14 protein-coding genes and 1 riboswitch are annotated in these 13,974 nt (G+C 30.7%); all 14 genes read left to right on the top strand.

The window, feature by feature from the left end; all coding sequences use genetic code 11:
- Positions 1 to 22: 22 nt before the first annotated feature.
- The gene (locus Q0K19_RS14100; RefSeq protein WP_297249057.1) at positions 23 to 1,759 is read left to right on the top strand and encodes a hypothetical protein; all 1,737 of its coding nucleotides are present in this window, start codon (positions 23 to 25) and stop codon (positions 1,757 to 1,759) included.
- Between the two features lie 119 nt (positions 1,760 to 1,878).
- Positions 1,879 to 2,511, top strand: a complete 633-nt coding sequence (locus Q0K19_RS14095; RefSeq protein WP_297249055.1) for a MotA/TolQ/ExbB proton channel family protein — start codon at positions 1,879 to 1,881, stop codon at positions 2,509 to 2,511.
- A gap of 70 nt (positions 2,512 to 2,581) precedes the next feature.
- A complete protein-coding gene (locus Q0K19_RS14090) occupies positions 2,582 to 3,520 on the top strand; it encodes an ABC transporter substrate-binding protein (RefSeq protein WP_297249052.1) in 939 nt (312 codons plus the stop codon).
- A gap of 5 nt (positions 3,521 to 3,525) precedes the next feature.
- Positions 3,526 to 4,533, top strand: a complete 1,008-nt coding sequence (locus Q0K19_RS14085) for an iron ABC transporter permease (RefSeq protein ID WP_297249050.1) — start codon at positions 3,526 to 3,528, stop codon at positions 4,531 to 4,533.
- 6 nt (positions 4,534 to 4,539) lie between these two features.
- On the top strand, positions 4,540 to 5,325 hold the full coding sequence (locus tag Q0K19_RS14080; RefSeq protein ID WP_297249048.1) for an ABC transporter ATP-binding protein: 786 nt from the start codon (positions 4,540 to 4,542) through the stop codon (positions 5,323 to 5,325).
- A 63-nt stretch (positions 5,326 to 5,388) separates the two neighbouring features.
- Positions 5,389 to 5,572: riboswitch (cobalamin riboswitch) on the top strand.
- Between the two features lie 333 nt (positions 5,573 to 5,905).
- Positions 5,906 to 6,598 (top strand): propanediol utilization microcompartment protein PduB, encoded by a 693-nt coding sequence (gene pduB, locus Q0K19_RS14075; protein ID WP_297249046.1) that lies wholly within the window; start codon positions 5,906 to 5,908, stop codon positions 6,596 to 6,598.
- 21 nt (positions 6,599 to 6,619) lie between these two features.
- Positions 6,620 to 8,281: a propanediol/glycerol family dehydratase large subunit gene (locus Q0K19_RS14070; RefSeq protein ID WP_297249044.1), complete on the top strand. Its 1,662-nt coding sequence runs from the start codon at positions 6,620 to 6,622 to the stop codon at positions 8,279 to 8,281.
- 10 nt (positions 8,282 to 8,291) lie between these two features.
- A complete protein-coding gene (locus Q0K19_RS14065; protein WP_297249042.1) occupies positions 8,292 to 8,978 on the top strand; it encodes a propanediol/glycerol family dehydratase medium subunit in 687 nt (228 codons plus the stop codon).
- A gap of 21 nt (positions 8,979 to 8,999) precedes the next feature.
- Positions 9,000 to 9,503 carry a diol dehydratase small subunit gene (locus Q0K19_RS14060; RefSeq protein WP_041177344.1) on the top strand — a complete coding sequence of 168 codons (504 nt, stop codon included), beginning with the start codon at positions 9,000 to 9,002 and terminating at the stop codon, positions 9,501 to 9,503.
- 116 nt (positions 9,504 to 9,619) lie between these two features.
- Positions 9,620 to 11,449, top strand: coding sequence for a diol dehydratase reactivase subunit alpha (locus Q0K19_RS14055; protein WP_297249039.1), 1,830 nt, complete (start codon positions 9,620 to 9,622; stop codon positions 11,447 to 11,449).
- 1 nt (position 11,450) lies between these two features.
- Positions 11,451 to 11,801, top strand: coding sequence for a glycerol dehydratase reactivase beta/small subunit family protein (locus Q0K19_RS14050; RefSeq protein WP_297249038.1), 351 nt, complete (start codon positions 11,451 to 11,453; stop codon positions 11,799 to 11,801).
- A 15-nt stretch (positions 11,802 to 11,816) separates the two neighbouring features.
- Complete coding sequence (locus Q0K19_RS14045) at positions 11,817 to 12,215, top strand: heme-binding protein (protein ID WP_014488057.1); 399 nt, start codon at positions 11,817 to 11,819, stop codon at positions 12,213 to 12,215.
- Between the two features lie 18 nt (positions 12,216 to 12,233).
- The gene (locus Q0K19_RS14040; protein ID WP_297249034.1) at positions 12,234 to 13,625 is read left to right on the top strand and encodes an aldehyde dehydrogenase family protein; all 1,392 of its coding nucleotides are present in this window, start codon (positions 12,234 to 12,236) and stop codon (positions 13,623 to 13,625) included.
- A 46-nt stretch (positions 13,626 to 13,671) separates the two neighbouring features.
- Positions 13,672 to 13,974, top strand: a 303-nt coding sequence (locus tag Q0K19_RS14035; protein WP_297249033.1) for a BMC domain-containing protein, incomplete at its 3' end; no start/stop codon positions are given.

The raw sequence follows: 13,974 nt of genomic DNA, 5'->3' as shown, positions 1-13,974 counted from the left end.
TAAGAGATAGTAGGATTGATATATGATAAAGAAATTAATTAACAAAAAATTATATTTTATACTTCTTTTATTGATTCTTATTATAATTTTGATGATATCTTGTAAGAAAATAAATATACTAGGTCCAAACAATATACCGCCTCCAACTGATTTTAGATTGCCTGAAGACACAATACCCGGACATATAGATGTTAACCCAATGCCTGCTAAAGACGGCGAAGTATTCGGAAGTTTTCAGAGGAAGTTTAGATATCAAGGCAAATGGTATGTATTGGCTGACTATATGTATGATTATGACCCTAAAAGTAAAATATTAAATAGAAAAGCTGAAGATATAATACTTCAAATAGATAATAGCGGAAATATAGTAGTTTATGATAAAGACAGCAAAGGATATGATGATTTATTAAGAATGAATGTAATAGAAGAAGATAGAGTTTTATATGAAGATTATTATTATGGAAAGTATTCATATTCTTCAAGTTCTTTTACTACTACAGACTGTAAAGGCGAAGAAGATTATCATTCATTTCGCACAGGCATAACTTTTAATAATGAGATAAAAACATCATCAGATTTAATAAATTGGACAACAGAGGGTTCTGATGATAATGTTTATAAAACTTTTCCTTCAGTAAGTACAGACCCTAATGCTAGTTTTCAAGGAAGATTCGGAGCTAGATATTATAAAATTGTAGAGTTTAAAGATTATATATATTTAATAGGTTTAGAAGAAGATTTTTCTGAACAAAATCCAAGCGGATGCAGAAATGAAAGTCAGGGACCATTTACAACAAGCAAGAACGTTTATTATAGAATAGATAAAAATAAAGATACTTCTGTAGGTGCTAATTGGGAAAAAATAACTACTCCTTGGGGACAAAGAAGCAGTCTTAGTATTCGTTATGATAAAGATAAAATATATGTTACAAAAGGCGAAAGAGCATATTGTGAATGGATAAGCCCTCCTTATTGGACTTCTCAAAAAGAGTCTTTTGAAAATGATAGTACTATATGGTCAAGTACTGATGGTGTAACTTGGAATATAGAGCCTAATTCCTCAGCTTATGATAATGCTGATTCGGTATATTCTTATGATCAATATGTTGGAGGAGATTTGCCGTATATACAAAATAAGATAAAAACTCCTGAAGAACCTAATTGGATAAAACTTGATAATGGGAGATATTATAAATCTGATAACTCACCTTATGCAGCTTATACAATAAATAACAAAACTTATTATGTTCCTATACCTCCTTATGAAGAAATAAGAGCTGCTTATGACAGCGGGCAGGAATATTTTACTATTACAGAGGCTCATATAAAGAGTGCTGGGCTTAATCAGTTTTTAACCAAGGATAAAGAGCCGAATAAAGATGAAGATTGGACAGTAATAACTCCTATAGATTATACAGATAAATTAATGGTATGGCAGAGCGGAGGCGAAAAAGTAATGCTTAATATTAATAATAAGGCAGTGCAGCTTGTAGACTATACTCAAATAGAATATATGTATAATACTATTAAAGATTATTCTATTGTAATAAATTATTTAAGAAAAACAGCAAAAGAATTGAGAGATGGAACTTATTGGGATCCTTATGCTAATTATGGACAAGGAGGATATGTAAAAAATGTACGTGCTGGTATGGAGTATGATGCTAGGGCTGATATGCTTGAGCTTTTGATGAATAATAGAGAATATATTATGCCCGATGAGGCTGTTACGCATTATACTGTGGAGTTTAAATATTAAAAGTAACTATTATTAATATAAATTTAATTTTATATACAGAATATTTCTATTGATTTTTTATATTCTTACAATTATAATGTTTTAACAAATAATGACATTTAAATGAGGCATTTATATATATGAATAGTATATTCGGTTCTGAAAGTCTTTTAAACTCAGCTATGATAGTTTGCTGGATAGGGCTTTTAATATCTTCAATATTGGGATTAACTATAATCGTTGATAGATTTATTTATTTTACTAGAATAAAATCTCAGGATAATTCATTAGCTCCTAAACTTATTTCTTTAATAAAAGATAAAGAATTAAAAGCTGCTATTGCATTATGTGAAACAGCAAAATCGCCTTTAGCAAATATTATAATGTCAGGACTAAAAAATACTGATATGCCTAAAGAATCTATGCAAAGTGCTTCCAATAAAGAACTTCCAAGACTTGAAAGATTTATTTCTGCACTTTCAACAATATCAACAGTAGCTCCATTGCTTGGACTTTTAGGTACTATTCTAGGTATGATACAATCTTTTGCGGTTATGTCTGTAGTTGGAAGTGGAAATCCTAATGCTTTGGCTTCTGGTATTGCTAATGCTCTTCTTACTACAGCGGCAGGACTTATTATTGCTATACCTACGGTAGTATTTTATAACTATTTTGTAAATACTCTTAACGAAAGAATTTTATTTATAGAAAATTTATCAAATGAAGTTTCAGATTATATAATTAATGACAGCAATACTAAAACAGAAAATTAATAATTGACAATAAAAGTTCTTTGATTTATACTTCTACAGTTAAAATATTTTTCTTAAATAAAGAATTTTTATGAAAACTGTCAAAGTATTTTTATTTATTTTTATTAGTATATTTTTATTTTCATGCAGTAATGCAGCTACAAATGATAAGAACTTATCTATAAAAGATAGGGCAGGAAATGATATTGTTCTTCCTGAAAAGATAGAAAGTATAGCATGCTTATCTCCTTCGGTTACAGATGTTATATTAGCATTAGGACTTGCAGATAGAATAATCGCTTTCGATTCTACTTCAAAAGAAATTTTACAGACTAATAATATTGATGTATCTAATATTGCAGTTTTTGATATGCTTAATCCTGATTCTGAAAAAATGATAGCTATGAAGCCGGATATTGTTTTTGTTAATACTTTCAGCGTATTTTCAGGAAAAAATTCATTGGATTCTATAAAGGCTTCGGATATATGCATTGTTGTAATACCAAACAGCGATACTATAAAATCTATAGAAGATGATATAACTTTTTTGGGTAATGTTTTGAATAAAAGCAGTGAAGCTTCTAATATTATAAATGTTATGGATAAAAATATAGAAAATATTAGAGCTATAGGAGAAAGCATACAGAATAAAAAGAAAGTTTATTTTGAAATAGCTGCTTTACCAAATTTATATTCATTCGGAACTAATGTTTATTTAGATGATATGATAAATATTATAGGTGCATCTAATATATTTTCTGATAAAAATTCTTGGATAACTACCACAGAAGAAAATGTATTATTTGCAAATCCTGATATAATATTTACAAGCGTTCATTATATTGATAATCCTACAGAAGAAATATTGAGCCGTGCATCTTGGCAGAATGTAAATGCTTTAAAGAATAAAGATGTATATTATATTACTTCAGGTTCATTGCCTACGCATAATATAGTAAATGCTTTAATTATGCTGGCTAAATATGCTTATCCTGATGAATACAAAGATATTGAAATAATTGGGAATTAATTATAATGATTAAAAAAGTTATAATAATTTTATTGTTAGTTATTATTTCTACTGTATTGTCAATATGTATAGGAAGCGTATTTATACACCCAAAAGAAGTATTTGCAATTTTATTATATAAGTTTTTTAATTTTGAGATTATGAATATAGATAAAATAAATGCTGATATTATAGGAATTAGACTTCAGCATTCTATATTATCATTATTTGTAGGTGCTTCACTATCTATAACAGGCGTTGTTATACAATCAATATTAAGAAATCCATTAGCTTCTGCATATAATTTAGGTATATCATCAGGGGCAGGACTTGGAGCTGCTTTGCTTATAATTATGCATATATCTTTTAATCAGTATTTTTTTATAGGCGTATCAATGCTGTTTGCTTCTATTACTATACTGTTTATATTATTCATATCAAATAGGATAGATAAGTATATGAGCAATAATTCTATAATACTTGCAGGTATAGTTATATCATTGTTTCTAAGTTCTGTAATGAGTTTTTTGTCGTATATGTTTCCTAAATATTCAAATCAAATAATACTTTGGCAGCTTGGAAGTTTATTTGTGAGAAATAAATTGGATATTTTTATAATTATATTGATGACTTTAATATCATTGTTGCTGCTAATGAAATATTCAAGCGTATTAGATATAATGACATTCGGAGATGAAACTAGTTTATCTATTGGTATAAATGTTAAGAATATGAGAATATTTTTTATATTGATTTCATCATTTATAACGGCGGTTTTAGTGGCATTTACTGGTATAATAGGTTTTATAGATTTAGTATCTCCTCATGTAACAAGAAAAATATTCGGAGCTAAGCATATAGTTGTACTTCCTATGTCTGCCTTGATGGGGGCATTAATATTAAATGTTTCTGATATATTTTCAAGAATCATAGTTCAAGGGGCTAATATTCCAATAGGTATTGTTACTGCAGTTATAGGTGCTCCTTTCTTTTTGTATGTATTTATATCAAGCAATAACATGAAAGGAATGTGATTTATTATGAATGATATAAATAAAGCAAACAAGACAAATAAAATGGTTGAAGTTAAAAATTTAACTTTAAGCTATACAAATAAAAAAGAAGTTTTAAAAAATATTTCTTTTGATGTTAATTCAAATGAAAGTTTATGTATTATTGGTCCTAATGGCTGCGGAAAAAGTACTTTGCTTAAATCTTTATGTAAGATAATAGATTTTGATGAGGGCGAAATACTTATTAACAATGAAAATATAAAAAAAGTAGATACATATAAAACTGTAGCGATGATGAGTCAAATGTCTGCTATATATTTTGGATATACTGCTTATGATACTATAATGATGGGAAGATATTCAAATTATAAAGATAAATTATTATCTATACCGAGTAAAGAGGATAAAGAGTTTGTAATTTATTATATGGAAAAATTGAAGATAGTTCATTTGAGGGATAAATTAATAACAGAACTTTCAGGCGGTGAATTGCAGAGAATATTTTTAGCTAGAACTTTGGTGCAAAATCCTAGTATAATACTTATGGATGAACCTACTAATCATTTGGATTTGAATAGTCAGATAGAATTAATTTATAATTTAAAAGAGTGGGTTGGAAATGGTTTAAGATGTATTATAGCTGTACTTCATGATATAAATGCAGCTTTGAATTTTGCAAATAAATTATTAGTTTTGAAAAATGGAAGTTCTAAGTATTTTGGAAGTATTGATGATTTTGATATGAGATTATTAAATGATATTTATGATATAAATGTAATTGAATATATGAAAAATTCTTTGAAAAGATGGTGATTTTGTTTCATTTTTTTATTAATGTTTTAAATTAAGTATGATTTGTGTTAATAAAAAACTTGATTTATTAGAATTTTTTTATTATAATATAGATGTATATTGAAGGAAATAGGTCAGAATCCTATACTAGCCCGTAGCCGTATTCAGTAGCGAACCCTAGTTAACCATTGTTGCCTATAGAGGTGATGAGAAGGTAGGATGTAGAAAGCTGTAAGTCGGAATATTTCAATATATAGTTTATTTTTTCTGTCGAGGAGCATGGAATGGAATTCTTATTATAGTAATTTTTCATATAATCATTAATTAATTCAAATATTATTCTAATTTTTGTTTAATTAAATCAATTTATATATTGTTTCAAATTATTGAAATTTTTTCATTTTTTAAAAAAATGATATCTTTTTATTGACAACGCTATTTCATTGTTTTATACTATATGTATAGCAATGGTTTATTGTATATTTTTTGACGATTTTCTATTTTATTTCAAATTTCCACTTAAATATAATAATTCATTGCCTTATTTTAAATAAAAATAAAACTATTAATTATATTTTATTAATTTTAAGGAGGAATTTTTATGAGTAGAGCAATAGAGTTTGTAGGAACTGCTATAGGAGATACTATAGGTCTTGTTATTGCTAATGTAGATAAAAGTGTCTTGGAGAAGATGAATTTTGAGACAAAATACCGTTCTATTGGTATTATCGGCGGAAGAACAGGAGCAGGTCCTCATATCATGGCAGCTGATGAAGCTGTAAAAGCTACTAACACTGAAATTGTTTCTATACAATTGGCTCGTGATACTAAAGGCGGAGCAGGTCATGGTAACTTGATTATCTTCGGTTCAGATGATGTATCAGATTCAAGACGTGCAGTTGAAGTTGCTTTAAAAGATTTAGACAGAACTTTCGGAGATGTTTATGGAAATGAAGCTGGACATATAGAACTTCAATATACAGCTAGAGCTAGTTATGCTTGTAATAAAGCTTTCGGTGCTCCTATAGGAAAAGCTTTCGGTATTTGTGTAGGTGCTCCTGCAGCTATAGGAGTAGTTATGGCAGATACTGCAGTTAAAGCTGCTAATGTTGAAGTTGTTGGATATGCTTCACCAGCAAATGGTACTAGTTTTTCAAATGAGGTTATATTACAAATATGTGGTGATTCAGGTGCTGTTAGACAGGCTATAATAGCTGCTAGAGAAATAGGCTGTGAATTATTGGGTACTTTGGGTGCTACACCTAAAAATGACAGACCTTCATATATAATTTAATTTAACTATTAGGAGAAGTTCATGAAATCTAAAAGATTTGAAATATTAAGAAACAGACCTGTAAATCAGGACGGATTTGTAGGCGAATGGCCTGAAGTTGGTCTTGTAGCTATGGATGGCCCTAATGATCCTAAACCTAGTATAAAAATAGTAAATGGCAAAATAATTGAGCTTGATGGCAAAAAAGCTGAAGATTTTGACTTTATAGATACATTTATTGCTAATTACTCTATCAATATAGAAAATGCTGAAAAAGCTATGGCTATTGATTCTAAAAAAATAGCTCTTATGTTATGTGACCCTAATGTAACAAGAAGCGAAATCATTCCTATAACAACTTCTATAACTCCTGCTAAAATATCAGAAGTTATGAGCTGTATGAATGTTGTTGAAATGATGATGGCTTTACAAAAAATGAGAGCTAGAAAAACTCCTTCAAATCAATGTCACGTTACTAATGTTAAAGACAATCCTATACAAATAGCAGCAGATGCGGCAGAAGCAGCTGTTAGAGGTTTCGATGAAGAAGAAACTACAGTAGGTATTGTACGTTATGCACCTTTTAATGCTTTAGGCTTATTGGTAGGTGCTCAAGTTGGAAGACCTGGTATACTTACTCAATGTTCATTAGAAGAAGCTACTGAATTGTTATTAGGTATGAGAGGCTTAACTTGTTATGCTGAAACAATTTCTGTATATGGTACTGAAAGAGTATTCACAGATGGAGACGATACTCCATATTCTAAAGCTTTCTTAGCATCATCTTATGCTTCACGCGGTTTGAAAATGCGTTTTACTTCTGGTACAGGAAGTGAAGTACAAATGGGATATGCTGAAGGTAAATCTATGTTGTACTTGGAAGCTAGATGTGTATTCATCACAAAAGGTGCCGGAGTACAAGGTTTACAGAATGGTTCTATAAGCTGTATAGGTGTTCCTGGCGGAGTTCCTAGCGGTATTAGAGCAGTTTTAGCTGAAAACTTAATTACAGAATGTTTGGACTTAGAGGTTGCTTCCGGTAATGACCAAACTTTCTCTCACTCAGATATAAGAAGAACAGCAAGAATGTTAATGCAGTTCCTACCTGGTACTGACTTCATATTCTCTGGTTATAGTTCTACTCCTAACTATGATAACATGTTTGCAGGTTCTAACTTCGATGCTGAAGACTTTGATGATATCAATGTATTACAAAGAGACTTAAAAGTTGACGGCGGATTAAGACCTGTAAAAGAAGAAGAAATAATAGCTGTTAGAAATAAAGCTGCAAGAGCTATGCAGGCTATATTTGCTGATTTAGGATTCCCTGAAATCACAGATGAAGAAGTAGAAGCTGCAACTTATGCTCATGGTAGTAAAGATATGCCAGACAGAAATGTTGTAGAAGATTTAAAAGCAGCACAAAGTATCTTAACTAATGGAATAACAGGTTTAGATGTAGTTAAAGCTTTATATAGAAAAGGCTTTGAAGATGTTGCTCAAAGCGTTTTGAATATGTTAAAACAACGTGTTGCTGGAGACTATTTGCATACTTCTGCTATCATTGATAGAAACGGTTATGTTATTAGTGCTGTTAATGATGTTAATGATTATCATGGTCCTAGTACTGGTTATCAAATAAGCAAAGAACGTTGGGAAGAAATTAAAAATATTCCTAATGCTATTAGCCCAGATTCTATTTAAGGAGTAAGTAATGAATATAGATGAAAAAACTCTAAAATTGATAGTTAGTGAAGTTATAAAAAATATTAATAGTCAAAATAATAATACAAATAGCAGTACTTCTGTAAGTTCTAACCCTAATCCAAATGTAAGTACTGATCATCAAGCTCCTCCTCCTCTTAATTTCAAAGAGTTAGGTAAAGCTGAAGTTGGTAAAAATAAATCTGAAGTTGTAATAGGTATAGCTCCTTCTTTCGGACTTCATCAAACTGAAACTATAGTTCATATACCTCATTCTCAAGTATTAAGAGAATTAATTGCTGGTATAGAAGAGGAAGGATTGAAAGCTCGTATATTGCGTTTCTTACATACATCAGATGTTTCTTTCATAGCTAATGCTGCTGCAAAATATAGCGGTTCAGGAATAGGTATAGGAATACAGTCAAAAGGTACTACAGTTATACACCAAAAAGATTTGCTTCCTTTGAGTAATGTTGAATTATTCCCACAAGCTCCTCTTTTGGATTTGCCTACTTTCAGAGCTATAGGTAAGAATGCTGCTAAATATGCTAAAGGTGAATCTCCAACTCCTGTTCCTGTTCGTAATGATCAGATGGCTCGTCCTAAATATCAGGCTATAGCTGCTTTACTTCATATAAAAGAAACAGAGCATGTTATAGATAATGCAGATCCTATAGAACTATCAATTTCATTATAATAATTTATAAGGAGATAAAATATGGATGAACAACTTTTAGAGAAAATGATAAAAGAAATAGTTAGTAATATTAATAATACAAGCAATTCAAGAAGCATTTCTAATAGCAGTGTTGAGATTAGTGCTAAAGATTATCCTTTAGGTTATAATAGAAAAGATTTGATAAAAACTTCTACAGGAAAAAGTTTAGATGATATTACATTAGATGCGGTAATGAATGATAGAGTTGGCCCTAATGATGTTCGTATTACAGCAGAAACTTTGGAATATCAGGCTAAAATTGCAGAATCTGTTGGCAGAAAAATATTTGCTATGAATTTGAGAAGAGCTGCTGAATTAACAAGAATAAGCGATGACAGAATATTAGAGATATATAATGCTTTAAGACCTTTCAGATCAACTAAAGCAGAATTAATTGCTATAGCTGATGAATTAGAAAGTAAATATTCAGCTAAAATATCTGCTTCTTTAGTTAGAGAGGCTGCTGAAGTTTATGAAAAGAGAGATCGTTTAAGAAGAAAATAATTAAAAAGCTAATAGCGAGCCGAAGCCAGCAAATAAATTCATTTATTTGCTGATTATGGGCTGACCAAGTAGGCACCTTTAAAGGTGGGCGAGCATAGCAACAATAGGAAATGTCAATGAAATATATTGCAGGAATAGACATAGGCAATTCTACTACTGAAATTGCAGTTGCTAAGATTAGTGATAATAATGATGTAGAATTTATCTCTAGTGATTTAGTATTTACTACAGGTATAAAAGGTACTTTTTCCAATAAGCATGGTATTTTCGGAGTTTTGAAAAAGAGCTTGGATAAAGTTAATCTTACAATAGAAGATATATCTTTGATAAGAATAAACGAAGCTACACCTGTAATAGGGGATGTTGCAATGGAAACTATAACAGAAACCGTTGTAACAGAATCAACTATGATAGGACATAACCCAAAAACACCAGGCGGATCTGGAATAGGTATAGGGAAAAGCGTACTTTATGATGATATTTCTAAAATAAATAAAGGCGAAGATGTAATAATAGTTGTTCCTAATAGCATAGATTTTAAGGATGTGGCTAATTCTGTTAATAATGCCATATCAAAAGGTATTAATGTTAATGGACTTATTTTACAAAAAGATGATGGTGTTCTTGTACAAAATAGGATTAAGAATAATATTCCTATAGTTGATGAAGTACTTCTTATAGATAAAGTTCCTATAGGAATGCTTTGTGCACTTGAGGTAGCTTTGCCTGGTAAAGTAATTGAAACATTATCAAATCCTTATGGTATAGCAACAGTATTTAATTTATCACCGGAAGAAACACAATCCGTTGTACCTATAGCTAGAGCTTTAATAGGAAACCGTTCTGCAGTTGTAATAAAAACTCCTGAAGGAAATGTTAAAGAGAGAAGAATACCAGCTGGTAAATTAAAAATAATTGATGCCAGAAAAAGTTTAGAAGTGGATATAGAGGCAGGTGCTGAAAAAATAATGTCTACTATAAACAAGGCAACAGATATAGAAGATATTATTGGCGAACCTGGTACTAATATAGGCGGTATGATAGAAAAAGTTAGGCAGACTATGGCTAAACTTACGAATAAAGATAAAGATGATATTAAGATTCGTGATTTGCTAGCTGTTGATACTTTTGTTCCTAGAAGTGTAAAAGGCGGACTTGCTAATGAATTTTCTATGGAAAGTGCTGTTGGTATTGCTAGTATGGTAAAATCTGATAGGCTTCAAATGGAAATAATTGCAAATGAGCTTAAGAAAGATTTGAATATCAATGTTGAAATAGGCGGAGTTGAAGCTGATATGGCTATATTGGGTGCTTTGACTACTCCCGGTTCATCTTCTCCTTTGGCTATAATAGACATGGGGGCAGGAAGTACAGATGCTTCTCTAATAGATAAAGACGGCAAAATATCATATACGCATTTAGCTGGTGCCGGAAATATGGTTACTCTTTTGATAAATTCTGAATTAGGATTAGATGATCTTGAAATGGCTGAAAGAATAAAAAAATATCCTTTGGCTAAAGTTGAAAGTGTATTTCATATAAGACATGAAGACGGTACAGTACAGTTTTTCAAAGAGCCTTTAGATCCTAAATTATTTGCTAGAGTTATAGTGGTAGAAGAAAATAATTTTGTTCCTATAGATTCTGATATACCATTAGAGAAAATAAGAATTGTAAGAAGAACAGCAAAAGAAAAAGTATTTGTATTTAATTCTATAAGAGCATTGGAAACAGTAAGTTCTACAGGTAATATAAGAGATATACCTTTCGTAGTATTGGTTGGAGGTTCATCATTAGATTTTGAAATACCTCAAATGGTTATGGATGCTTTATCACATTATAAAATAGTTGCCGGCAGAGGTAACATAAGAGGTAAAGAAGGACCTAGAAATGCAGTTGCTACAGGTCTTATATTAGATTATGTTAGAGCAATGAGGAATAGCTAATATGGATATACCATCTATTATTATATATGACTTAGGAAATACAGATTCAAAATTAATGGATCAGGTTTTATATGGAATAGAGGAGGAAGGAATTCCTTATATATTTGAAAAGAAAGAGATTGGTGAGTATAGAGATGTAAAAGAAGCATCTTATAAGGCGGCTATTGCTTCTCAGTTATCTGTTGGGGTAGCTGCTGACAATGAATATATAGCGGTGCATTATGCTAATTTAGATGAAAATACTCCTTTGTTTTTCTATCCTGTTAAATCAATGAATATTCAGAATATGAGAAGCGTTGGAGCTAATTCAGCTAGACTTGTTAAGGGAATTTATTTCATACTTAATGATTAATTTGAGGGAAAATTTATGGAACTTGGTTTAAATGATGCTTTTAGTATGGCTTTGGAGGCATTGAAGAAAGCAGGAAGTATACATGTTGATGTTTGTATTTCCATTGTGAATAGTCATGGAGAAGAGATTTTCTTCTGCAAAATGGATAATGCTCTTAAAATAAGCGAGAAATTAGCTTTTAAAAAGGCTTACAGCAGTGTATCATTAAAAGTTCCTACTTCTGAAATAAAGAAACTTATTGATGATAGTTTATGCGGACTTGATACTGCTATGTCTGGTGAACTTGTTATGTTCGGCGGAGGAATTCCTATATTCAAAGATGGTAAATTATTAGGAGCTATCGGAGTAAGCGGAGGTGCTGTAGAAGAAGATATTCTTATAGCTAAGTCTGCTTTAGAGGTATTTAATAAATAATTTTTATGGAGATAATATATGGATGAGAAATTGATTGAATCTATAGTAAGAGAAGTTGCTAAGAATATAAACATATTGGAATCCAATAACAATACAAATACACTTGGTATATTTGATACTATGAAAGAAGCTATTGAATATGCAAGTATAGCACAGAAAAAGTTTTTATGCTCTACTTTATCAGAGAGAAAAAGAATAACTGATTCTATAAGAAATAAATTAAGACCTCTAGTTAAAGAGATGTCTATTATGGCTGTAGAAGAAAGTAAAATGGGAAGAGTAGAGGATAAAATTAATAAAAATACATTAGCTATAGAAAGATGTACTGGAGTTGAGGATTTACATACTGGTGCTTTGACAGGAGATGACGGATTAAGTTTATTAGAATTTTCTCCATTTGGGGTTATTGGTGCTATAACTCCTGTTACAAATCCTACAGAAACAATAATATGTAATAGTATAAATATGCTTTCAGCTGGAAATAGTGTTGTTTTCAGTCCGCATCCTAGTGCTGTTAAAGTTTCTAATTGGCTTGTTACAAAAATTAATGAAGCTATAATAGAGGCAGGCGGAGAAAGAAATTTAGTAGTTACAGTTTCAAAAGCTTCAGTTGAAGAAGTTGATTATATGATGGAAAGCCCTAAAATTAATGCTTTATGTATTACAGGCGGTATGCCTATAGTTATTAAAGGATTAAAAAGCGGTAAGAAAACTATAGGAGCAGGTGCAGGAAATCCTCCTGTTATAGTTGATGAAACTGCTGATATAGAACAGGCCGCTGCTGATATAGTTGCTGGTGCTTCTCTTGATAATAATATGCCTTGTATAGCTGAAAAAGAAGTTTTGGCTGTTGATTCTATATTTGATTATTTGATGTTCAATATGGAAAAAAATAATGCTTTTAAGATTTCTAAAAAAGAAGATATGATGAAATTAGAAAAAGCTCTTATAAATCCTGACGGAACTGTAAATAAAAAATTTGTGGGTAAAGATGCTAAATATATATTAGACACTTTGGGCATAGAATGTTCTTATGATCCTAGACTTATAATAATGGAAACTCATAAGGAACATCCTTTTGCTGTTGAAGAGCTTATGATGCCTGTGCTTCCTTTGATAAGATGTAAAGATTTTGATGAGGCTTTAGACTTGGCTGTTAGATTAGAAAACGGATGCAGACATACAGCTGCTATGCATTCTAAGCATATTGACAGATTGACTATAGCTCCTAGAAGATTGCAGACAACAATATTTGTTAAGAATGCACCTTCTTATGCCGGTATAGGTTTAGGCGGAGAGGGATATACTAGCTTTACATTGGCAAGCAGTACAGGAGATGGTATTACTAGTACAATAACATTTACTAGAAAAAGAAGATGCGTATTAAAAAATGGATTATTTGTTAGATAAATAATTATATTTTTATATACTTAAATATAAGAGGAAATTAATTATTATGGAATATGCTTTAGGTATGATAGAAACTCATGGTCATACAGCTGCTATTGAGGCTTTAGATGCAGCAAATAAGGCTAGTAATATAATTTTGCCTTCTATGGTGCATGTTGGAAGCGGTAGAATTGCAATTTCATTTTTTGGGGATGTTTCCGCTGTTAAAGTTGCTGTTGACTGTGGAGTTGCCGCTGCTGAAAAAGTTGGAAAGGTTTTAGGCAGTAATGTAATAGCCAGATTAGATAAACAAGTTCTTGATACTCTTTTTGCTTATGCATCTTCTGACAATAATAATATAGTTGAAGAC

The organism is uncultured Brachyspira sp. (genome assembly GCF_944393015.1).
In the GTDB taxonomy this organism is placed as follows: Bacteria; Spirochaetota; Brachyspiria; order Brachyspirales; family Brachyspiraceae; genus Brachyspira.
Note: the sequence above shows the minus strand (reverse complement) of the source record. Positions and strands in the feature narration are given on the sequence as shown.

Excerpts from the sequence above, each read along its gene's own strand:
- Q0K19_RS14100 (WP_297249057.1), top strand. The coding sequence starts at position 23 with ATGATAAAGAAATTAATTAACAAAAAATTATATTTTATACTTCTTTTA.
- Q0K19_RS14095 (WP_297249055.1), top strand. The coding sequence starts at position 1,879 with ATGAATAGTATATTCGGTTCTGAAAGTCTTTTAAACTCAGCTATGATA.
- Q0K19_RS14090 (WP_297249052.1), top strand. The coding sequence starts at position 2,582 with ATGAAAACTGTCAAAGTATTTTTATTTATTTTTATTAGTATATTTTTA.
- Q0K19_RS14085 (WP_297249050.1), top strand. The coding sequence starts at position 3,526 with ATGATTAAAAAAGTTATAATAATTTTATTGTTAGTTATTATTTCTACT.
- Q0K19_RS14080 (WP_297249048.1), top strand. The coding sequence starts at position 4,540 with ATGAATGATATAAATAAAGCAAACAAGACAAATAAAATGGTTGAAGTT.
- pduB (WP_297249046.1), top strand. The coding sequence starts at position 5,906 with ATGAGTAGAGCAATAGAGTTTGTAGGAACTGCTATAGGAGATACTATA.
- Q0K19_RS14070 (WP_297249044.1), top strand. The coding sequence starts at position 6,620 with ATGAAATCTAAAAGATTTGAAATATTAAGAAACAGACCTGTAAATCAG.
- Q0K19_RS14065 (WP_297249042.1), top strand. The coding sequence starts at position 8,292 with ATGAATATAGATGAAAAAACTCTAAAATTGATAGTTAGTGAAGTTATA.
- Q0K19_RS14060 (WP_041177344.1), top strand. The coding sequence starts at position 9,000 with ATGGATGAACAACTTTTAGAGAAAATGATAAAAGAAATAGTTAGTAAT.
- Q0K19_RS14055 (WP_297249039.1), top strand. The coding sequence starts at position 9,620 with ATGAAATATATTGCAGGAATAGACATAGGCAATTCTACTACTGAAATT.
- Q0K19_RS14050 (WP_297249038.1), top strand. The coding sequence starts at position 11,451 with ATGGATATACCATCTATTATTATATATGACTTAGGAAATACAGATTCA.
- Q0K19_RS14045 (WP_014488057.1), top strand. The coding sequence starts at position 11,817 with ATGGAACTTGGTTTAAATGATGCTTTTAGTATGGCTTTGGAGGCATTG.
- Q0K19_RS14040 (WP_297249034.1), top strand. The coding sequence starts at position 12,234 with ATGGATGAGAAATTGATTGAATCTATAGTAAGAGAAGTTGCTAAGAAT.